Below are 20,236 nucleotides of genomic sequence, written 5' to 3'. Positions count from 1 at the left end.
TATGAAGACATTGTTTGAAGCGATAGAGCAGACGGATTCTGATTTACGCAGGATGGTCCTGACAGTAATCGATGAAGAGTTCCTTGCGGAAAAAGCAATAACTGTTGAAGGCAGGATTGTCTGGGAGAGCAGGCCAGGTGGATTCTTTGTAGAATATCAAAAAGAGATTCAGGAACTTAGAGATTGTGGAGTCATTGAACTGGGAGGTCATCGGGTGTTCTGTGATCTGTTGGGAGAGGATAAAAGAATCGTAATCTGTGGTGGGGGACATGTGTCTATTCCGGTAATTATGTTAGGAGTCATGATGGGATGTGAAGTGACAGTGCTGGAAGATCGTCCATCTTATGCAGACGATGCCAGACGCGCAGGAGCTACGACTGTCATCTGTGAGCCGTTTGAAGAAGGGCTTGAGAAGGTCTCTGGCAGTGCCGATACTTTCTTTGTGATCGTGACCAGAGGACATCGATATGATCAGATCTGCCTGGAAAAGATTGCGCAAAAAGAGCATGCTTATATAGGAATGATTGGAAGCCGGAAAAGAACGGCTATGGTGAAAGAAAATCTGAAGAAAAAAGGAATCGATTCAGCTGTGCTGGATGCCGTTTATACGCCAATCGGGCTGAACATCAATGCAGAAACGCCGGTGGAAATTGCGGTTGCAATTATGGCAGAGATCATACAAGTAAAGAATCGACAGAAGAGATCCGGAGGATACACGAAAGAAATGATAAAAGCAATCCTGGAACAGGAATCGGATCATAGCCCCAAAGTACTTGCAACTATTGTTGCGAGAAAGGGTTCTGCACCGCGGGGGGTCGGGACGAAGATGCTGATTCTGCGGAATGGAAAATGTATCGGAACGATTGGCGGCGGATGTATGGAAGCAAATGTCATACAGAAAGCACGGCTCATGGTTGAGGCAGGCATGCCAAAGGCACGTATCTGTCAGGTGGATATGACAGGCAATGATGCCGAAGAAGAAGGCATGGTCTGCGGAGGCGTGATCAGCCTGTTGTTGGAATTGATATAGGACAGGAGGTGCAGGAATGCTGGATGGACAGGGAAGAACCATCGATTATATGCGGATATCGATTACCGACAGATGCAATCTTAGGTGTCGGTATTGTATGCCGAACGGGATATCCTGGGTTCCGATGGAGCAGATCCTTACCTATGAAGAGATAAAAGCACTGGCAATTGAAGCGGCAGAACTTGGAATCCGCAAGATTAAAGTGACTGGCGGAGAACCGCTTGTCCGAAAGGGATGTCCGTCCCTTGTGGGGATGCTTAAGAGTGTTCCTGGGGTCGAACAAGTTACACTTACGACCAATGGCGTGTATCTGGAAGAATATGTCGAAGAATTGAAAGATCATGGGTTAGATGGTGTGAATGTCAGCCTGGATACACTCAATCCGCGGCATTTTTATGATATCACCGGGAGAGATGATCTGAAGAAAGTGTTGAATGGAATCGAGGCCGCATTAAGAGAGCAGATTCCATTAAAAGTAAATGTCGTTCTGCAAAAGGGACAGAATGAAGATGAATGGATGAATCTTGCTTCTCTTGCAAAAGAACGTAAGCTGGATGTCCGGTTTATTGAGATGATGCCGATTGGATATGGAAGAAACTATGAGTCGATACCGAATGAAGAGATTCTTCGCAAACTGGAAGTCTGTTACGGTCCGCTGAAGAAGGATATGCAAGTTCACGGAAATGGTCCGGCAGTCTATTATCAGGTGCCGGGATATGAAGGAAGCATAGGATTTATCAGCGCAATGCATGGGAAGTTCTGCCAGTATTGCAACCGAATCCGTGTGACTTCCACTGGGGAGATTAAATCTTGTCTTTGCTATGAGGACCGGATATCCGTAAGAGATGCATTGCGGGCAAATGATACAGAAGAGGTCCGGCGCCGGCTGGCACTTGCTATCCAGAATAAACCGGCAGCACATAAGTTTGAAATACAGGAGCTGATTACGGAACAAAAAGAAATGTCATCTATAGGTGGTTAGATATAGGTGTAAGAATCTGTATCAGAAAATAATGTGTTCAAAATAAAAAATGAAAAACACGCGATCAGGAGGAAAGTAAATGAAAAAGAGAACATTAATGAAGAGACTCGCAGCAGTCGCAGTAGTCGTTGCTATGGCAGCAGGACTGATAGCTTGTGGAGCAAAAGAGGAAGAAACAGGCAGTGAAACGGCGGAAGAGACAGAGATTCAGGTATTCATTGCAGCCAGCCTGAATACCGTTATGACAGAACTTGCCGAGATGTACAACGAAGAACATCCGGAAGTAAAGATTACTTATAATGCGGACAGTTCTGGTACATTGTTGACTCAGATTGAAGAAGGTTATGAATGTGATATCTTCTTTTCAGCAGCACAGAAACAGATGGATCAGTTGGAAGAAGACGGGCTGGTCGTAGATGGAACAAGAGCGAATGTTGTGAATAACCAGGTGGTAGTTGTTACATTGAAAGACAGTGGAACCAAGGTAACAGGACTTGAGAATATCGGAGATGCAGAGAACATCGCACTGGCAGGCGGAAGCGTTCCGGTAGGAAAATATACCAGACAGGCACTGGTCAATCTTGGAATCCTGGAATCTGTAGATGATGTATCTACGATTACAACAGAACAGGTATCTGAAGCACTTGGCGGTGTAGAGATCAGTGAACAGGATAATGTAAGCAAAGTGCTTGCAGCAGTTGTAGAAGGGTCCTGTGAAGTAGGAACAACCTATTATTCTGACACATATGGTTATGAAGATGACTTGGATATTCTGGAAACAGTAAGTTATGATCTGACTGGAAATGTAATCTATCCGATCGCTCAGGTATTCAATGAAGAAGCAGATGATGCGCAGACCAAAGCAGCAGAAGATTTCTTAAAGTTTATCTTATCTGACGAAGCAAAAGCTGTATTTGATGCATATTATTTTGATACAAATGTAGAGTAAAACTTATGGAAACAGTAACAGAGATACTGAAGAATCTGGACTGGAGTCCCCTGATCATATCGCTGAAAACAGGTGTGGTGGCTACGATTATTTCATTTTTCCTTGGAATCTTTGCTGCAAGGAAAGTGATAAAGACGACGCCGGGAAAGAAAGCAGTGATTGATGGGATTCTGACTCTTCCTATGGTTCTTCCACCGACGGTTGCGGGATTTTTCCTGTTGTTGCTTTTCAGTAAGCGGCGGCCTCTTGGAATCTTCCTGTATGAACAATTCGATATTAAAGTGGTACAGACTTGGCTTGGGTGTATTATAGCAGCGACCGTTATTGCATTTCCTCTGATGTATCGAAATGCGAGAGCTGCATTTGAACAGATTGACATGAATCTGGTCTATGCCGGAAGAACTCTTGGTATGTCCGAGACGCAGATATTCTGGAAGGTGGTCGTCCCGACGGCGGGTCCGGGGATTGCATCTGGCACGATCCTGACATTTGCACGTGCACTGGGAGAATATGGAGCGACATCCATGCTCGCAGGAAATATTCCAGGGAAGACTGGAACAATCTCTCAGAAAATTGCCATGGTCATTCAGGATGGAGATTACCTGACTGCAGGAATCTGGGTTGCAATAGTGATTTTGATCGCGCTTGTGATCATTGTGCTTATGAACCTGATATCAGGGAAGAAGATGAAGAATATCAAGAGATGGTAGAAGGAGATCGCATAAAATGGGAATAACCGTTGATGTAAAAAAGAAATTAGGAGAGTTCTGCCTGGATATCCGGTTCCAGAGTGAGGCTTCCCGTATTGGTATTCTTGGAGCATCCGGGTGTGGGAAAAGCATGACATTGAAAAGCATTGCAGGGATTGAAACTCCAGATGAAGGCGAGATCGTCATCAATGATCATGTCGTGTTTGACTCAAGACAAAAAGTAAATATCAAGCCCCAGAAGCGCAATATCGGATATCTGTTTCAGAATTATGCGTTATTTCCCACTATGACGGTGAACAGAAATATTGCGGCCGGATTAAAAGGAACCAGGCAGGAGAAGCAGGAACGGGTACAGGAGATGATCCGAAGATTCCAGTTAGAAGGCCTGGAAGAACGGCTTCCGGGAGAATTGTCCGGTGGACAGCAACAGAGGGTTGCACTTGCTAGAATTATGGCATATGAGCCGGATGTGATTCTTCTGGATGAACCCTTTTCTGCATTGGATATGTTTTTAAAAGACCGTCTGCAGCAGGAACTGATGGAGATGCTGGAAGGATATCATGGAATTGTAGTTATGGTGTCCCACAATCGGGACGAGATTTATCGGTTCAGTGAAGATCTGTTGATCCTGGATCAGGGAAGAGTTGTCACGAGTGGAAAGACCAGAGACATCTTCGATCATCCGAGACGAAAAGTAGCTGCCCGGTTGACCGGATGTAAGAATTTTTCCAGAGCGAAGCGGTTGGATGAACATACAGTAAAGGCATTAGACTGGGGCGTAGAGCTGAAAACAAGGAACAGGATACCTGAGGATACAACGTGGATCGGCTTTCGGGCCCATGAGTTTCTTCCAATCTGGGGAGAACGAATAGAAAACTGTATCAGAGTTCAAGTGGCTGGAACCGCGGATCTTCCATTTGAAAAGAACTTTTATCTAAAGCCAGAGACAGAACAGCTGCAAGATGTGCGTGCAGAGAATATCTGTTGGTTTCTTCAAAAAGACAAATGGGAGGTCTTGAGTGAAAAAGGAATGCCGGATTACCTTCAATTTCCAGAGGAATACCTGCTGTTTCTGACTGATGATTGCTAGAGGAAATTCCTTTCTTTATTATTTACAACAAAACTGGAAGCTGTTATAATTTTGTTTAAATAAACATAGAAAGAAGAACAAACAGACATGGAACTTTTAAAAGAACGTATTCGAAAAGACGGGGTTATTAAGCCTGGGAATGTACTGAAGGTAGATAATTTTCTGAATCATCAGATGGACATCCAGCTTTTCAATGAGATAGGGAAGGAATTTAAGCGTCGTTTTGCAGACGTAAAAGTGGACAGAATCTTAACAATTGAGGCATCAGGTATTGGAATCGCTGCAATTGTGGCGCAGTATTTTGACTGCCCGGTCGTTTTTGCGAAGAAGACACAGTCCATTAATCTTGATGGTACAATGTTATCCGCGCAGATTGAATCTTTTACACATAAGCGGACATACGATGTAATTGTAGCAAGTCGTTTCATTCAACCGGGAGAAAATATTCTGGTCATTGATGATTTTATGGCAAATGGATGCGCTGCGATGGGGCTGGTGAAGATCATTCAGGAAGCGCAGGCGAATGTTGTGGGAATCGGAATCGTGATTGAAAAAGGATTCCAGCAAGGTGGTGCGAAGTTAAGAGAGCAGGGATTACGAGTAGAGTCTCTGGCAATTGTTGACGATATGGATGCGGATGCGCAGACCATTACATTTCGGGAATAAGAAAGAATGATATATTACAGGTGGGATGAATGCCCACCTGTCTTTGTATTTCTATCTATCTGAAAGAAACTGCAAGTGACAGGTCCTATAAGGTGTAAATATAGATATCAGAGGACGGTAGAGATGTTAGAGAGATTTCCATTTTTAAAAGAAAAGGGGCATGTGATATCGCTTGTCGGGGCAGGTGGAAAGACAACGCTTATGTATGCGCTTGCCAGGCAATTTACGAAAATTGGAGCCAGGACGCTTGTTACGACAACGACACACATATATAAGCCGAAGGAGAAATTGTGGGCATGTAGTTCTGAAGAAATACAGAACTTATGGAGACAAGGCTCTTATGCGGTTGTAGGAGAGGCCGCAGAAGAAGGAAAACTGGCAGGCCTTCCTGCCCAGGAGCTGTCAGCGTATGCTAAACTGGCGGATATTATCTTGATTGAGGCGGACGGAGCAAAGAGGATGCCTTGCAAAGTGCCGGCTGACCATGAGCCGGTATTGTTAGAGGATTCGGATATTGTTGTTGGTGTAATGGGAATGGCTGCATATGGAAAGACTATAGAAGAAGCTTGTTTTCGTAAGGAAGAAGCAGCTCGCCTGTTGGGAATAAGGAAGACGGATCTGCTGACGGCAGAGCGAATGGCGGCCATTCTGGAATCAGATAAAGGAACCCGGAAGAATGTAGGATGCCGAGATTATTATGTCGTCCTGAATCAGTGTGACAACGAAGTCAGAAGGCAGGCGGCTGAAAAGATTCGAAAGCTATTAAAGAAACAAGGAATTCATTCTTGTGTTCTGATGAGCTTTGGAGAAGAGAGGAATTGACAGATGAAGGATAGATTAATCATTGTCCGGGGCGGCGGAGACCTTGCGACAGGAACGATTCACCGCTTGTGGAGTGTGGGACTTCCAGTTCTGGTCCTGGAGACAGCGCATCCGGCTGCAATCCGGAGACAGGTGTCCATCTGTGAGGCTGTATATGATGGACAGACCGTGGTGGAAGGAATGAGAGGAATCCGAATCCATCATTGGAAAGAAGCATTTGACATCATGGAAGAGGGGAATGTTCCGGTTCTGGTTGACCCGATGGGAGAGGTAATTCAAAAGATGCGTTCTCGCGTAGTAGTAGATGCAATTCTGGCAAAGAAAAATCTGGGAACACATCGAGAGATGGCACCACTTACTATAGCACTTGGTCCGGGATTCGAAGCAGGAAAAGATGTGGATGTCGTTATCGAGACGAAGAGAGGACATGATCTTGGACGAGTGATTCGTAAGGGATGTGCGATTCCCAATACTGGAATTCCGGGCATGATTGGCGGTTATGCTTCGGAACGCGTAATTCATTCCACACAATCAGGAATATTTCATAATATCTGTAAGATTGGAGATATTGTAAATGTGGGTGAAGAAATTGCATGGATCGAACAGTCGGATGGAAGCAGATGTCCGGTGTTGGCATCCATTCCGGGAATTCTTCGGGGACTGTTAAGAGAGGGCTATTCGGTTCCGAGAGGATTTAAAATTGCAGACATTGATCCAAGAAAGGAAGAACTGAGCCATTGCTTTACAATATCGGATAAGGCAAGGTGTATCGCGGGAAGCGTTCTGGAGGTAGTCGTTTCTGATTTTGATCGAAAAATATTTTTTTGATAGATAAATATAATTTTTCCCAAATTCATAGAGTTTTCTGATATAATGGACTGCGTAAAAATTCTAAGGAGAGAGGATATTATGGGAACAAATAATACGAATGAAAATACTCTTATGAGCAGTCCATATCAATTTGAGGGGCGAATCCCGTTAAAACAGGCAATTCCGTTAGGGCTTCAGCATGTTCTGGCAATGTTTGTGGGTAATCTTACCCCGATTCTTATTATTACTGCGGCTTGCGGATCAGAAGATTTTGCGGCGCTTCAGGTTACATTGCTTCAGAATGCAATGTTGATTGCTGGTATTGTAACATTAGTACAGTTATTTGCAATTGGACCTATCGGTGGAAAGGTGCCGATCATCATGGGAACCAGTTCTGGATTTATCGGTGTATTCCAGAGTGTTGTAGAGATCATGGGCGGCGGTGTCGCAGCTTATGGTGCAATTATGGGGGCAAGTCTGATCGGAGGACTTTTTGAGACTGTCCTTGGTGCGTTCTTAAAACCGCTTTGTCGGTTCTTCCCATCTGTTGTGACAGGTACGGTTGTACTCGCGATTGGTCTGTCTTTGATTGGTGTAGGTGTAAGTTCGTTTGGTGGAGGCTCTTCTGCGAATGATTATGGTTCTATTGAGAATCTTCTGATTGCACTGGTAGTTATGATTATTATTCTGGTATTGAAGCATGGAACAAAAGGACTGACCAGTTCTTCTTGCATCCTGTTCGGTATCATTGCAGGATATATTATTTGTGCAGTGCTGGCAATCTTTTTGCCGACGACTGCAGTCAACGCAGATGGTGTGGAATATACGAAGGCATGGGTCCTGAACTGGGACAAGGTTGCTCAGGCAAAATGGTTTGCAGTTCCGCAGATCATGCCGGTGAAACCGGTCTTTGATCTGCGCGCGATCGTGCCGGTTTTAATCATGTTCATTGTTACGGCTGTTGAGACAGTAGGAGATATCTCGGGCTGTATCGAAGGTGGTATGGGTCGGGAAGCAACGGATTCAGAATTGTCAGGCGGTGTTATGTGTGACGGTGTCGGATCTAGCTTTGCAGCTCTTTTTGGCGTATTGCCGAATACATCATTCAGCCAGAATGTAGGACTTGTTACGATGACTAAGATCGTCAATCGTTTTGCATTGGGATGTGGTGCAATATTCTTGATCCTTTGTGGATTGCTGCCGAAGCTTGCTGCACTTGTGTCTATCATGCCACAGTGTGTACTTGGAGGGGCTGCTGTTATTATGTTCTCATCTATTGTTATGAGTGGTATTCAGCTGATCACGAAAGAACCATTGACTGCACGTAATATGACGATTGTATCTGTGGCACTTGGACTTGGATATGGAATTGGTGCGAACAGTGCTGTCCTTTCTGGTCTTCCAAAGGCTGTTCAGCTGATTTTTGGCGGTTCTGGAATTGTTCCGGCCGCATTTGTTGCGATTATTCTGAATGTTCTGCTTCCAAAAGAGGAAGCGTAATATTACATCCGGAGGGTAGAAATATGCTTTCATTTAATCAATATGTTCGGGCACAGAGCCTGGAAGAAGCGTATGAGCTTTGTCAAAAGAAGAATAATGTTGTACTTGGAGGAATGCTATGGCTGAAAATGCAGAGTGGCAATCGTGGTACAGCAATTGATCTGTGTGATCTGGGGTTAGATCAGATTGAAGAGACGCCTCAGGAGTACAGGATTGGAGCGATGGTGTCGCTTCGGGCGCTGGAGAAGCATGCTGGATTGAATGCACTGACACAAGGAGCACTTGCAGAGTCTGTTCAGCATATTGTAGGAGTGCAGTTCCGTAATGTGGCAACACTTGGTGGAAGCATCTATGGACGTTTTGGATTTTCTGATGTTCTGACATTATTTATGGCGTTGGATGCAAAAGTAGAGTTGTATCACGCAGGAATCATGAGCGTGAAAGAATTTGCAGATTTTCCGCGTCAGACCCGTGATATTTTAGTGCGCGTGATTGTGCCAAAGACGGAAAGAAAAACGGTCTATTTGTCCATGAGAAATACAGAGACAGATTTTCCGGTCCTTACCTGTGCATTGTCGGAATTGGAAGGACGTTATACTTGTGTGGTAGGGGCACGTCCGATGAAAGCAGTATTTTTTGACGATGAAAAGCAGATTCTTGCACAAGGGATTACTCTGGAAGTGGCAGAAGCATTTGCGGAGGATATCGCATCCAGAGCAAGATTTGGAAGTAATATACGAGGCGGAGCTGATTACCGCAGAAAAATATGCAGTGTGCTGGTACGTCGTGCAGCACTTGCACTTCAGGAGGTATCATAATGGATATTGAACTGATTCTGAATGGGAAAAAGGTAACGGCAGCAGTTGATCCGGATATGCTGCTGATTGATTTTGTAAGGTCAAAAGGATGTTATTCCGTGAAGCGTGGATGCGAGACTGCTAATTGCGGACTGTGTACGGTTCTGATGGATGATGTGCCGGTGTTATCTTGCAGTGTGCTTGCAGCGCGGGCTTCCGGCCATAAGATTCAGACACTGGAGGGGCTCCAGGAAGAAGCCGAGGAGTTCGTTGGCTTTATTGCAGATCAGGGTGCAGAGCAGTGTGGATTCTGTAATCCGGGATTCGTTATGAATACGATTGTGCTGCTTCGTGAGAATCCCGACCCTACGGATGATGAGATTCGTGCATATCTGGCAGGAAACCTATGCCGTTGTTCTGGATATGAAGGTCAGCTTCGTGGAATTCGTGCATACCTGGACTGGAAGAAAGGAGTGTAGCAGTATGGAACAGAAGTTTAAAACGGTAGGTCAGCCCGTCCGTAAAAAAGATGCTATGCAGCTCTTGCTTGGCAAGCCGGCTTATGTCGATGATATCACTCCGTCTGATGCGCTGGTAGTAAAGGTATTGAGAAGTCCACATGCACACGCTCTGATTGAAGAGATTAAGATAGATACTGCATTGAAAGTGCCAGGAATTGTGGCAGTTTACACTTATAAAGATGTTCCGCAGAAGCGGTTTACCATGGCGGGACAGACTTATCCAGAACCGTCTCCCTATGACCGTCTGTTGTTAGACCAGAGAGTCCGGTTTGTAGGAGACGCTGTTGCCATTGTTGCCGGAGAGACGGAAAAGGCAGTCAATAAAGCATTGAAGATGATCAAGGTGACTTATGAGGTGCTGGAACCGGTACTGGATTTTCGGGCGGCAAAGGATAATCCGATTCTGGTACATCCAGAAGATAACTGGCGTTCCCTGTGTCCGATAGGTGCAGATAATCAGAGAAACTTATGTGCCAGTGAGGTGTCCTCGGATGGAGATGTGGATGCAGTGATGGCAGACTGTGATGAGATCGTAGATCATACCTATCATGTGAAGGCCTGCCAGCAGGCAATGATGGAAACCTTCCGTACTTATACGGAGATTGACCGTTATGGAAGACTTCATGTCATCAGTTCTACGCAGATTGTATTCCACTGCCGGCGTATCATTGCCAATGCATTGGATATCCCGAAGTCTAAAATCCGTGTGGAAAAGCCGCGTATTGGCGGAGGCTTCGGCGCAAAGCAGACGGTAGTTGCAGAAGTGTATCCAGCGTTTGTGACCTGGAAGACGAAGCGTCCGGCGAAGATGATCTATACCAGAGAAGAATGTCAGACGGCAGCCTCTCCTCGTCATGAGATGGAAGTCCATATAAAGCTGGGAGCTTCCAGAGATGGAAAGATCCGGGCACTGGATGTCTATACGTTATCCAATACCGGTGCATTTGGTGAGCATGGTCCTACAACTGTCGGTCTGTCCGGACATAAATCTATCCCGCTTTACACAGGCGGACTGGAAGCTCATCGCTTTGCCTATGATGTTGTCTATACTAATGTCCAGGCGGCAGGAGCTTATCGTGGCTACGGTGCAACGCAGGGAATCTTTGCGTTGGAAAGTGCGGTCAATGAACTGGCAGAACGTCTTCATATGGATCCAATTGAACTTCGTATGAAGAATATTGTCCGTGAGGGTATGGTAATGCCGGCTTATTATGGTGAGAAGGCTAATGCCTGTGCTTTAGATCGCTGTATTGATAAATGTAAGGAACTGTTCCGTTGGGAAGAGCGATATCCGGTTCGTGATATGGGGAATGGGAAAGTACGGACTGCAGGTATGGCTCTGGCAATGCAAGGTTCCTGTATCTCGAATCTGGATGTAGGATCTGCAACCGTTAAGCTTGGCGATGAAGGCTTCTATAATCTGATTATCGGTGCGGCAGATATGGGAACTGGATGTGATACCATTCTGGCGCAGATGGCGGCAGAATGTCTGAATTGTTCGGTAGATGACATAGAGGTCTATGGCGCAGATACGGATTCTTCTCCTTATGATTCTGGGTCTTATGCATCATCGACGACCTATATTACTGGAAAGGCAGTTGAGATGGCCTGTGAAGAACTGAAAGGTAATCTGTGCAAGATTGCTGCAGGAATGCTGGAATGTGAAGAAAGTGAAGTGGAATTTACTGGAGAAGGTGTTCGTAAGTTGGATGGCAGCGGTTTCGTATCAAGATTCGATATTGCTACAAAATCCATGGCAAATAATGAGATAGCTGCCCAGACTACAGCAACCCATAGCTCTCCTGTGTCACCACCACCTTATATGGTCGGAATGGTTGAAATAGAACTGGATAAAGAGACTGGAAAGGTGGATGTGCTGGATTATGTTGCAGTCGTAGACTGTGGAACGCCAATCAATCCGAATCTGGCACGTATTCAGACAGAAGGTGGACTGGTACAGGGAATTGGTATGGCACTTTATGAAAATGTAACCTATTCTCCGACAGGAAGGATCCTGGAGAATTCTTTTATGCAGTATAAAGTACCGACACGTCTGGATATGGGACATCTGCAGGTGGAATTCGAATCCAGCTATGAACCAACGGGACCGTTTGGTGCGAAATCCATTGGTGAGATTGTTATTAACACACCGGCTCCGGCACTGGCGCATGCAATTTACAATGCAACAGGAGTATGGCACCGAACGCTGCCGATTACTCCGGAAAAGATTCTGATGAGGCTTGCAGATGAATAAGCATATTATATATTTGGCGGCTGGAAACAGCCGCCGTTTTGGTTCAAATAAATTATTGCATATTTTTCATGGGAAATCGTTGTACCAACATGGTCTGGATATGGTTTTTAAGTTTTGTAAAAAACGACAGGATTGTTCACTGTTGGTGATTTCCCAATATTCGGAGATCTTGCAGTATGCAAGAACAAAAGGAATCCACACAGCAGACAGCCCGGATAGCCGGAAAGGAATGTCTTATACTGTGAAAAGGGCAGTTCAGGCACTTGGCAATATTGCAGAAGAGGATTATATTATGTTTATCGTGGCAGATCAGCCATATCTGACAGAAAAGACGTTGGAACGCCTGGCAGATCAGGCAGCGCCAGGCGTTGAGACAATATCTGCAATATATAAAGGAATTCCGGGAAATCCTACACTTTTCTCTGCCCGACTGATTCCAGAACTTATGGAATTACAGGGAGATGAAGGCGGGCGGAAAGTGATAAGAAGACACGCTTGCATATATGTAGAGGTGGAAGATAAAAAGGAACTATATGATATTGATGAGAAAGGGCAGGTCAGTCCGGATTAAGGGACTGTTACTGCCTTTTCGTATCCGCAGAGTTTTCTTGCGGCTGTATGAGTGAAATAATTAATAAAAGGTCCCAGACCAAGTGCGCATCCATAATAAGCGAGATGGAGTCATAAGGAGCAATTCCGAGATTAGCCGTCTGATAAAGGGCAGCGGAAAAGGACAGTATGATGACTCCTGTGAACATGAGAATGAATCTGGAGATCATATTATCAGGAGTGGTAAAGAAGTTGTCCAGAATATTTGCCCACATATCAGCAAAAATGCCAACACAGAACCAGTTGAAAAAGGTTCCGATTCCGATCAACTTCCGATTCAGGAAGATTTCCAGAATAAACCATATAGAATTAATGATGATGAGCATGGCAGAAAAAGAAAGTCCGATACATTTGCCGATTGCCATGACCATAGCACTATGTGGGTCATTTCCCATGACAGAGAGTTTAAACAGACTGATGCCCATGCCCATAATAAAAATTCCAAGCAGCATGACAATGAGTCTGCGCCACCAAATCTGATTTTGAAGTTCAATCATATATTACGCCTTCTTTCTATTTATAATAGCATTGTATCATTTGAAATTAGATGATAATATCATATTATAACCTTATTAATAGCACAAAACAGTCAGGAGAAAGAGATGATCTATAAACCCAGAACAGTTTTGACTACGGAAAATGGCGCGGAATTAGGTATGCATGGAACTACCCTTGTTCCTGTCGCTGCATATGATAATGATTTTACGAATTTTGAAGCAATCTGGCACTGGCACAGAGAACTGGAATTTATTTATATGGTAAAGGGAAGTCTGCTTGTATCGCTTCCAAATGAGCAGATCGTTCTAAATCGTGGAGATATAATATTTATTAACAGCGGAGTGATGCATGCAGCTTCTAATGCAGGTGATAAGGAATGCATTTTGCACTCAGTGGTGTTTTTGCCGGAATTTTTGTGCAATGGAGTAGAAGGGGTATTCTGGCAGAAGTATGTATGTCCACTCATAGAAAACTCAAGACTTCATAGCATAATATTTTCAAATGAGTCTGAGAAGAGTGTATGTATGCAAGAATATATGGATCAATTCTGGAAGGCTTGCCTGGATGAACCATTTGGTTATGAATTTGTCATTCGAGAGCAGTTATCGAAGATGATATGTAATGTTGTATCGGAGTACAAGAAAGATATTCGGCCTGTTTCTGCCAAACAGGAAAGAGAAGATGAACGGGTCAAAAAGATGTTGGAATATATCCATGATAATTATATGTCTGAGATTACGACCAAAGTGCTTGCGTCAAGTGCTAATGTCAGTGAGAGTGAATGTCTGCGTTGCTTTCGAAATGTGCTTGGAATCACACCGATTCAATATGTGAAAAAGTATCGTCTGCAGATTGCGGCGGATATGCTGATGACTACAGATTATACAATTACAGGTATCGCAAGTCGTTGCGGGTTTGGACACATGAGTTACTTTGCCAGGGCGTTTCAGGGGATGTTCGGAGTGACGCCAAGGGAGTATAGAAGATATGAATAATACTTCTTTTATTGTAGAATTTGGTGAAAAACATGTCAATAATGTGTTGTAATTAAAAAATTTCTTTTAGTAAATTTGTATAGGTTGATTTATTTTTCTAAATGAGCTATAGTAACATTAACGAATTTATACGCCTTTTTATATTTTTTATAAAGAGTGACATTACAGACTAGGAGGTTTTAGAAATGGACAGATTAAAAGGCAAAGTTGCTATTGTAACTGGTTCAACCAGTGGAATTGGTATTGGAATTGCAAATTTATTTGCAGCAGAAGGGGCAAAGGTAGTTATCTGCGGACGTAGAAAAGAAAAAGGACAGGCTGTTGTTGACAGTATTGTTGAAGCAGGCGGAGAAGCTTCTTATCATTTCATGGATATTACACAGATTGAAAGTGTAGAAGAATTGATCAAAGATACATATGAAAAATATGGAAAGATTGATATCCTTGTAAATAATGCTGCAAATGTTGCATTGAAAGATGGACGTATTGATGAATTGACACTGGAGATGTGGGATGCAATCTTCCAGAGCGATCTTCGCGGAACATTCTATGCTACACAGTGTGTACTTCCTTACATGGAAAAGAATGAAAAAGGTGGTTCTATTATCAATATCGGTTCTATGGCTTCTTGCTCAGGAGACCTTGGCTCTACAGCTTATGCATGTGCAAAAGCAGGTGTTGATATGTTAACAAAGTATACCGCTTTGCAGGTAGGAAAGAAAAATATCCGTTGCAACTGTGTTCGTCCGGGACTTATTGTTACACCACAGAATGAAGCACATGTTCCACAGGCCCTTAAGGATATCTTCTTAAGCAATATCATGGTTAACCGCTATGGATGCCCAGAAGACATCGGTCATATGTGTGTATATTTTGCTTCTGATGAGAGCGAATATGTAACAGGACAGATTATCAATGTTGATGGTGGTATGAATTCTCACGTATCTACTGTTGCTCAGTTTAAAGAATTGAATTCACGTACCTGGTAAGAAAAAGAGATATGGGTATTAAAAAAGAGACGGAGTTTTTTCAAAAATCTCCGTCTCTTTTTGTCATTTTCTTAAGCTACCTGTCGAACTTCAGGAATTGCATTCAGGACTGGATACAGAACACAAGAGATAATGAGTCCGCCAACACCTTGAATGATGTTTGCAGGGATGCTGGCGGCAGAAGCTGCGAATCCATATAAAAATACAGCTTCACACAAAAAGTATCCACCGGCTACCAGCACGATGTCCACTACACCACCAAGGATGACAGCTGTGTAGCGACTTTTAGATGTTGTACCTAATTTCTGGTAGATAAGACCGGAAATCAGGGAAATCAATCCCTTGATGACAAAAGTAATTGGGACATATACAAAGTATCCGCCAAGCAGATCAGCCATTGCAGAACCAATGCCTCCTGCAAGAAATCCCCAGCCTGGACCGAGAAAAACTCCGGCCAGTATTACAATAGCATCACCTGGATGAATATAGCCGCTGGTTCCTGGGGTAGGGATACGTATAGACATCGTGGCAACACAGGCAAGAGCAGCAAACAATGCTGTTGTCACGATCTTTTTTAGATTTGAATTCATAAATAAGACCTCTCTTCCTTTTCCTATGATGTACCATACTTTACAATAGCAATGGCGTGAAATAAATATCCAGTTAATGGAAAAATCAGCAGGCCAGTTTAGAATAAAAATCTATGTCCCCGGTTATTTTTATTAAAGCTTCTCCCCTGTAAGCATCTCATATGCCTGAAGATATTTATCAATAGTCTTTTCTACGATATCATCTGGAAGAGTCCAATTGTTGTCTGGGTTCGCTTTCAGCCAGTCACGTGCGAACTGCTTGTCAAAAGATGGCTGTCCGTGTCCAGGCTCATAAGTATCTGCAGGCCAGAAACGTGAGCTGTCTGGTGTCAGCATCTCATCGCCGATTACGATATCTCCATTTTCATTCAGACCAAACTCAAACTTGGTATCTGCGATAATGATACCGCGACTTAACGCGTAATCTGCACATTTTTTGTAAAGAGCGATGGTACAGTCACGGAGCTTAGTTGCATATTCTTCCCCTTTTCCTGGGAAATACTTCTCCAGATGTTCAATACTCTGCTCGTAAGAAATATTTTCATCGTGATCTCCGATTTCGGCTTTGGTGGAAGGTGTATAGATTGGCTCCGGCAGTTTGTCAGATTCTTTTAAACCTTCTGGGAGTTTGATTCCACATACAGTACCATTTTCCTGATAGCTTGCCCATCCGCTTCCGGTGATATATCCGCGAACGATACATTCGATTGGAAGCATATGAAGCTTCTTGCACATCATGCTGTTGCCATCAAACTGTGGCTGCTGGAAGAACTCAGGCATATCTTTAACATCTGTAGAAATCATGTGGTTTGGAAGAATGTCCTCTGTAAGATTGAACCAGAACTTGGACATCTGAGTCAGAACAGTTCCTTTTTTGGTTACTTCATTGTTCAAAATAACATCAAAACAACTGATACGGTCAGTAGCGACCATGATTAAGCTATCACCGTTATCATAAATTTCACGTACTTTTCCTTCTTTGATAGGTTTCATTTTACATACCTCACTCTATTTATGTAATATTAATACTCTATATAATAGACAAACAGATTTTCAGATAAAAATCAAGATTATTTTTGAATTTTATACAATTTTTTTTGAAAATATTTGATATAGTAAGAAACATTAGAAAATGTAATGTCAGGATGAAAAAGCTTCATTTCACAAATGTCAGGAAACGTTCTATACTTTAATCAGAAGGAAACATTAAGTGCTTTGTGGGAGGTGTAGACATGATTGGATGGACAATAATTGCAATTGTAGCTGCATATGGATTTGTGAACATTTTCAACAGCGAAAGACATGCACATTAATTTAAGTTAAGTAGATAAAATGACAACCGCAGGGGAATGGCGGTTGTCATTTTTTGTATCAGCGTGGGTTAATCCAGAAGATAATCTTGTGCATATTTGATAAATATTTTCAAGGCAGGGGACAGCTCATCTGATGATGAGATTGCCATGCCCAGTCGCCGGTAAGCACGTGGCTTTAGCGGACGAGCTTCAAAGTTTCCCGTACGCCCTCTAAGAATCATACCGGGTAAAATACTGATTCCAAGATTATGTTCAACCATAGATAGAATGGAAAAATCATTGCTCATGGTGTATTTGATATCTGGTTTTACTTTATATTTTTTCAATAGTCGGTGAACTTCATTGACATAAGTATATTCGGATACTACAAATGGTGTATTCTCGTACCACTCAATGGGAATCTCATCGTATTGCGCAAATGGATGTTCCTTATGCATGACAGCATACATAGGGTCATCAAAGACAGGAATGAATTTATAATTCTGATTCGGCTGATAGCTTGTGAAACCGATATCTACTTTGTGATTCTCGACCCAGTCAGCTAAGTCACGCTCATCTCCTTCAATAATATCAAAAAGAATCTCAGGGTATTCTTTCTGAAAGTTATTAATAATCTCCGGAAGCCAATGGATGGCACAACTAATGTAGGAACCAATCTTTATGGTTCCTTTTTTGGCACCTTTCATAAAAGAAATCTCTTGTTTCAAAGATTCACTGGCAGACAATAGATTACGGATTGCAGGGAGTAATGCTTTGCCTTCGTTTGTCAGAGTAACTCCGTGATGTCTTTTGATGAAGAGTGGAAATCCCACTTCCTGTTCTAAGGATTTCATCATCTGAGTGATTCCAGATTGGGTATATCCAAGGTCTTCACCTGCTTTTGTAAAATTGCCGTAATCTGCAACAGTGAGAAATACCGTTAGCTTTTTCAAATCCATGATGCGGTCTCCTTTGATGAATATTCTGCTATCATACTACAAGTTATTTGTAAGAAAAACAAGATGCATTTGTAGAAAAATCGTGCATTGCGACCGGAGAGTGGTTGAGCTATACTAATACATGTAGAGAAATGTATAGAGTGCAGGAGAGACAATAGATGGAAGAAGTGATGGTGAAGATATGAAGAAGGAATTACCGGCATATGAAAAAATAGATATGGAACATTGGCCACGCAGAGAGCATTTCACTTACTATAGGAATTCTTTGAAATGTGGCTATTCTTTGACTGCGAAGATTGATGTGACGAAGATTCTTCAGTTTGCAAGGTTACATAAAAAGAGATTTTTTGGCTGCTTTTTATATGTGGTTTCAAAGACGGTCAATATGATGGATTCTATGAGGATGATGGTGCCGCCGGAAGGCGGTGCAGGAGTCTGGAAGGTATCTCATCCGAATTTTACAGTATTTCATGAGGATGATGAGACCTTTAGTGATCTGTGGACGGAATACAGGTCGGATTTTTCAGAGTTTTATCAAGGATTTGAAGAGGTCCTCATGAGATATGGGAATCAGCATGGAATTAAGGGAAGACCGGAACAGCCTGCGAACTTCTTCTGTGTCAGCTGTGTTCCGTGGCTTGATTATACCGGATATGCGACCAGCACAGTGGATGCACCTGCTCTTTTTCCTATCATTGTATTTGGAAAATATACGGAACAGGGTGGATGTTATACATTACCTGTGACGGTGACCATCTCCCATGCATCGGCGGATGGTTATCATACCAGCTTGTTTTTTAAAAAATTGCAGGAGAATTTGGAGTTGTTTGATGAGTGCGTGGAATAAGCGTTTGGGATGGTGAGATACAATGATTCATTTATTCAAGAAAAAAGAAGTCATACGAAAAGAATATGATGCCAGGAATCAGAAGCCGGTAATCCATTGCAGTATCTGTACCGGAGAGCAGGTGGCAGGATTCAAGGATATTCATACGGGGAAATTTCAGGATATTATGCTGATTCGGGATGAGTCGGATCTGAAAAAATTCAAAGAGATGTATGGTTTAGGTGATATCCCGAAAGAGTATTAAATCTGCTTAAATCGAAAGGAGCTTCCATTTCTTACTTGAAATTCGAAGAAACAAGTGTTATATTACAAGTAGAACAATGAAATATTCTATATATGTATATGAATTTCCAGGAAAGAAAGGTGAGGACAATGGCAGGAAAGAAAGATTATTATGAAGTACTTGGCGTCGGAAGAAATGCAGACGAAGCTACGATTAAGAAAGCATATCGAAAACTGGCAAAGAAGTACCATCCAGATATGAATGGTGATAATCCTGAAGCGGCTGCCAGGTTCAAAGAAGTAACGGAAGCCTACAATGTCTTAAGTGATAAAGAAAAGAAGAAGTTATATGATCAGTTTGGCCACGCAGCTTTTGACGGCAGTGGAAATACATCTGATTTTTATAAGAATGGAAATGGCAGCTATCAGGAATTCCATTTCGAAGGCGGGGATATGGATGATATTCTTAAGAATATCTTCGGGGATGGATTTAGTCAGAGTGGATTCAGTCAGGGTGGATTCGGTTATGGAGGTTTTCGGCAGAGTAATTTCCGCCAGAAAGGGAAGAATGTATCAGCTGGCATAGAAGTAAGCTTTGACGAGGCGGTATTTGGCTGTGATAAGGTCATTCAGCTCCAGAACCCTGACGGCGTGGTTCAGTCGTTGAAGGTACACGTACCGGCCGGAATTGATACGGGCAAGAAGATTCGGCTTCGCGGACAGGGTATGCCAGGCATGAATGGTGGTGAGGCAGGAGATCTGATGCTGGAAGTAACGGTAGGAAAGAAGCCTGGATATGAGCGCAAGGGTATGGATGTCTATACTACGCTCAATATTCCATTTACAACGGCAGTATTGGGTGGCGAGGTAATCGTTCCGACTCTATATGGCAATGTGTCCTGTAAGATTCAGGAAGGTACACAGTCTGGCTCGAAGATCCGGCTTCGTGGCAAAGGAATCGTATCTATGAAGAATCCGCAGGTGAAGGGCGATCAGTACGTGACAGTACAGATTCAGGTTCCAAGACACCTGAATCCGGAGGCGAAGCAGAAGCTGCGGGAGTTTAGAGCTGTGGCTTAAGAAGAAAAAGCATAGATTAAGGAG

The 20,236-nt window shown here is 43.2% G+C and carries 22 protein-coding genes; 18 read left to right on the top strand and 4 right to left on the bottom strand.

Translation table 11 applies throughout. The annotated features are described in order from the left end of the window. Position 1: 1 nt before the first annotated feature. The 13 genes from ACQRD1_RS10410 to ACQRD1_RS10350 all read left to right on the top strand — a co-directional run bounded on the left by ACQRD1_RS10410 (position 2) and on the right by ACQRD1_RS10350 (position 12,702). Positions 2-1,030: an XdhC/CoxI family protein gene (locus ACQRD1_RS10410; RefSeq protein ID WP_347376602.1), complete on the top strand. Its 1,029-nt coding sequence runs from the start codon at positions 2-4 to the stop codon at positions 1,028-1,030. Between the two features lie 16 nt (positions 1,031-1,046). Further along, positions 1,047-2,012 (top strand): GTP 3',8-cyclase MoaA, encoded by a 966-nt coding sequence (gene moaA, locus ACQRD1_RS10405; RefSeq protein ID WP_427787498.1) that lies wholly within the window; start codon positions 1,047-1,049, stop codon positions 2,010-2,012. A 133-nt stretch (positions 2,013-2,145) separates the two neighbouring features. After that, positions 2,146-2,961: a molybdate ABC transporter substrate-binding protein gene (gene modA, locus ACQRD1_RS10400; protein ID WP_347376629.1), complete on the top strand. Its 816-nt coding sequence runs from the start codon at positions 2,146-2,148 to the stop codon at positions 2,959-2,961. A gap of 5 nt (positions 2,962-2,966) precedes the next feature. Continuing rightward, entirely contained in the window at positions 2,967-3,671 is a 705-nt protein-coding gene (gene modB, locus ACQRD1_RS10395) for a molybdate ABC transporter permease subunit (protein WP_427787496.1), read from the top strand. A 16-nt stretch (positions 3,672-3,687) separates the two neighbouring features. Continuing rightward, positions 3,688-4,761 carry a sulfate/molybdate ABC transporter ATP-binding protein gene (locus tag ACQRD1_RS10390; RefSeq protein WP_235232746.1) on the top strand — a complete coding sequence of 358 codons (1,074 nt, stop codon included), beginning with the start codon at positions 3,688-3,690 and terminating at the stop codon, positions 4,759-4,761. Positions 4,762-4,848: 87 nt separating this feature from the next. Next, positions 4,849-5,427, top strand: coding sequence for a xanthine phosphoribosyltransferase (locus tag ACQRD1_RS10385; protein ID WP_235232745.1), 579 nt, complete (start codon positions 4,849-4,851; stop codon positions 5,425-5,427). 123 nt (positions 5,428-5,550) lie between these two features. After that, positions 5,551-6,249: a selenium cofactor biosynthesis protein YqeC gene (gene yqeC / locus ACQRD1_RS10380; protein WP_427787495.1), complete on the top strand. Its 699-nt coding sequence runs from the start codon at positions 5,551-5,553 to the stop codon at positions 6,247-6,249. A 3-nt stretch (positions 6,250-6,252) separates the two neighbouring features. After that, positions 6,253-7,077, top strand: coding sequence for a selenium-dependent molybdenum cofactor biosynthesis protein YqeB (gene yqeB / locus ACQRD1_RS10375; RefSeq protein WP_427742415.1), 825 nt, complete (start codon positions 6,253-6,255; stop codon positions 7,075-7,077). A gap of 81 nt (positions 7,078-7,158) precedes the next feature. Beyond that, positions 7,159-8,559, top strand: a complete 1,401-nt coding sequence (locus ACQRD1_RS10370) for a uracil-xanthine permease family protein (protein ID WP_427787494.1) — start codon at positions 7,159-7,161, stop codon at positions 8,557-8,559. 23 nt (positions 8,560-8,582) lie between these two features. Beyond that, entirely contained in the window at positions 8,583-9,377 is a 795-nt protein-coding gene (locus tag ACQRD1_RS10365) for an FAD binding domain-containing protein (RefSeq protein WP_235232741.1), read from the top strand. Further along, positions 9,377-9,835: a (2Fe-2S)-binding protein gene (locus tag ACQRD1_RS10360; RefSeq protein WP_235232740.1), complete on the top strand. Its 459-nt coding sequence runs from the start codon at positions 9,377-9,379 to the stop codon at positions 9,833-9,835. The genes ACQRD1_RS10365 and ACQRD1_RS10360 overlap by 1 nt, the downstream gene beginning before the upstream one ends. 4 nt (positions 9,836-9,839) lie before the next feature. Further along, on the top strand, positions 9,840-12,131 hold the full coding sequence (locus ACQRD1_RS10355) for a xanthine dehydrogenase family protein molybdopterin-binding subunit (RefSeq protein WP_427787492.1): 2,292 nt from the start codon (positions 9,840-9,842) through the stop codon (positions 12,129-12,131). After that, a complete protein-coding gene (locus tag ACQRD1_RS10350) occupies positions 12,124-12,702 on the top strand; it encodes a nucleotidyltransferase family protein (protein WP_427787490.1) in 579 nt (192 codons plus the stop codon). The genes ACQRD1_RS10355 and ACQRD1_RS10350 overlap by 8 nt, the downstream gene beginning before the upstream one ends. A gap of 7 nt (positions 12,703-12,709) precedes the next feature. Here the strand turns inward: ACQRD1_RS10350 and ACQRD1_RS10345 are convergent, their stop codons facing one another. Next, positions 12,710-13,237 (bottom strand): YczE/YyaS/YitT family protein, encoded by a 528-nt coding sequence (locus ACQRD1_RS10345; RefSeq protein WP_427787489.1) that lies wholly within the window; start codon positions 13,235-13,237, stop codon positions 12,710-12,712. A gap of 105 nt (positions 13,238-13,342) precedes the next feature. Here ACQRD1_RS10345 and ACQRD1_RS10340 point away from each other — a divergent pair, with 105 nt between their 5' ends. Both ACQRD1_RS10340 and ACQRD1_RS10335 read left to right on the top strand, forming a co-directional pair. Continuing rightward, positions 13,343-14,233, top strand: coding sequence for an AraC family transcriptional regulator (locus ACQRD1_RS10340; RefSeq protein ID WP_235232736.1), 891 nt, complete (start codon positions 13,343-13,345; stop codon positions 14,231-14,233). 185 nt (positions 14,234-14,418) lie between these two features. Continuing rightward, the gene (locus ACQRD1_RS10335; protein WP_235232735.1) at positions 14,419-15,222 is read left to right on the top strand and encodes an SDR family NAD(P)-dependent oxidoreductase; all 804 of its coding nucleotides are present in this window, start codon (positions 14,419-14,421) and stop codon (positions 15,220-15,222) included. A 71-nt stretch (positions 15,223-15,293) separates the two neighbouring features. Here the strand turns inward: ACQRD1_RS10335 and ACQRD1_RS10330 are convergent, their stop codons facing one another. The 3 genes from ACQRD1_RS10330 to ACQRD1_RS10320 form a co-directional block, all read right to left on the bottom strand. After that, positions 15,294-15,812: an ECF transporter S component gene (locus ACQRD1_RS10330; RefSeq protein WP_427787486.1), complete on the bottom strand. Its 519-nt coding sequence runs from the start codon at positions 15,810-15,812 to the stop codon at positions 15,294-15,296. 132 nt (positions 15,813-15,944) lie between these two features. Then, entirely contained in the window at positions 15,945-16,805 is an 861-nt protein-coding gene (locus ACQRD1_RS10325; RefSeq protein WP_427787484.1) for a phosphoribosylaminoimidazolesuccinocarboxamide synthase, read from the bottom strand. 388 nt (positions 16,806-17,193) lie between these two features. After that, the gene (locus ACQRD1_RS10320; RefSeq protein WP_235232732.1) at positions 17,194-18,063 is read right to left on the bottom strand and encodes a LysR family transcriptional regulator; all 870 of its coding nucleotides are present in this window, start codon (positions 18,061-18,063) and stop codon (positions 17,194-17,196) included. Between the two features lie 181 nt (positions 18,064-18,244). On the opposite strand from ACQRD1_RS10320, the gene ACQRD1_RS10315 reads away from it, so the two are divergent. The 3 genes from ACQRD1_RS10315 to ACQRD1_RS10305 all read left to right on the top strand — a co-directional run bounded on the left by ACQRD1_RS10315 (position 18,245) and on the right by ACQRD1_RS10305 (position 20,212). After that, a complete protein-coding gene (locus ACQRD1_RS10315) occupies positions 18,245-18,910 on the top strand; it encodes a CatA-like O-acetyltransferase (RefSeq protein WP_427787482.1) in 666 nt (221 codons plus the stop codon). 25 nt (positions 18,911-18,935) lie between these two features. Then, positions 18,936-19,154 carry an aspartate dehydrogenase gene (locus tag ACQRD1_RS10310; RefSeq protein ID WP_235232777.1) on the top strand — a complete coding sequence of 73 codons (219 nt, stop codon included), beginning with the start codon at positions 18,936-18,938 and terminating at the stop codon, positions 19,152-19,154. Between the two features lie 128 nt (positions 19,155-19,282). Continuing rightward, positions 19,283-20,212, top strand: a complete 930-nt coding sequence (locus ACQRD1_RS10305; protein ID WP_235232730.1) for a DnaJ C-terminal domain-containing protein — start codon at positions 19,283-19,285, stop codon at positions 20,210-20,212. Positions 20,213-20,236: the final 24 nt, after the last annotated feature.

Origin of the sequence: Bariatricus sp. SGI.019, from assembly GCF_050315235.1 — a bacterium.
Lineage (GTDB): Bacteria > Bacillota > Clostridia > Lachnospirales > Lachnospiraceae > JAFBIX01.
The sequence above is the reverse complement of the archived record's forward strand: the minus strand, read 5'-3'. Positions and strand labels throughout refer to the sequence as shown.

Coding starts and splice junctions, on each gene's coding strand:
- ACQRD1_RS10410 (WP_347376602.1), top strand. CDS start 2: ATGAAGACATTGTTTGAAGCGATAGAGCAGACGGATTCTGATTTACGC.
- moaA (WP_427787498.1), top strand. CDS start 1,047: ATGCTGGATGGACAGGGAAGAACCATCGATTATATGCGGATATCGATT.
- modA (WP_347376629.1), top strand. CDS start 2,146: ATGGCAGCAGGACTGATAGCTTGTGGAGCAAAAGAGGAAGAAACAGGC.
- modB (WP_427787496.1), top strand. CDS start 2,967: ATGGAAACAGTAACAGAGATACTGAAGAATCTGGACTGGAGTCCCCTG.
- ACQRD1_RS10390 (WP_235232746.1), top strand. CDS start 3,688: ATGGGAATAACCGTTGATGTAAAAAAGAAATTAGGAGAGTTCTGCCTG.
- ACQRD1_RS10385 (WP_235232745.1), top strand. CDS start 4,849: ATGGAACTTTTAAAAGAACGTATTCGAAAAGACGGGGTTATTAAGCCT.
- yqeC (WP_427787495.1), top strand. CDS start 5,551: ATGTTAGAGAGATTTCCATTTTTAAAAGAAAAGGGGCATGTGATATCG.
- yqeB (WP_427742415.1), top strand. CDS start 6,253: ATGAAGGATAGATTAATCATTGTCCGGGGCGGCGGAGACCTTGCGACA.
- ACQRD1_RS10370 (WP_427787494.1), top strand. CDS start 7,159: ATGGGAACAAATAATACGAATGAAAATACTCTTATGAGCAGTCCATAT.
- ACQRD1_RS10365 (WP_235232741.1), top strand. CDS start 8,583: ATGCTTTCATTTAATCAATATGTTCGGGCACAGAGCCTGGAAGAAGCG.
- ACQRD1_RS10360 (WP_235232740.1), top strand. CDS start 9,377: ATGGATATTGAACTGATTCTGAATGGGAAAAAGGTAACGGCAGCAGTT.
- ACQRD1_RS10355 (WP_427787492.1), top strand. CDS start 9,840: ATGGAACAGAAGTTTAAAACGGTAGGTCAGCCCGTCCGTAAAAAAGAT.
- ACQRD1_RS10350 (WP_427787490.1), top strand. CDS start 12,124: ATGAATAAGCATATTATATATTTGGCGGCTGGAAACAGCCGCCGTTTT.
- ACQRD1_RS10345 (WP_427787489.1), bottom strand. CDS start 13,237: ATGATTGAACTTCAAAATCAGATTTGGTGGCGCAGACTCATTGTCATG.
- ACQRD1_RS10340 (WP_235232736.1), top strand. CDS start 13,343: ATGATCTATAAACCCAGAACAGTTTTGACTACGGAAAATGGCGCGGAA.
- ACQRD1_RS10335 (WP_235232735.1), top strand. CDS start 14,419: ATGGACAGATTAAAAGGCAAAGTTGCTATTGTAACTGGTTCAACCAGT.
- ACQRD1_RS10330 (WP_427787486.1), bottom strand. CDS start 15,812: ATGAATTCAAATCTAAAAAAGATCGTGACAACAGCATTGTTTGCTGCT.
- ACQRD1_RS10325 (WP_427787484.1), bottom strand. CDS start 16,805: ATGAAACCTATCAAAGAAGGAAAAGTACGTGAAATTTATGATAACGGT.
- ACQRD1_RS10320 (WP_235232732.1), bottom strand. CDS start 18,063: ATGGATTTGAAAAAGCTAACGGTATTTCTCACTGTTGCAGATTACGGC.
- ACQRD1_RS10315 (WP_427787482.1), top strand. CDS start 18,245: ATGAAGAAGGAATTACCGGCATATGAAAAAATAGATATGGAACATTGG.
- ACQRD1_RS10305 (WP_235232730.1), top strand. CDS start 19,283: ATGGCAGGAAAGAAAGATTATTATGAAGTACTTGGCGTCGGAAGAAAT.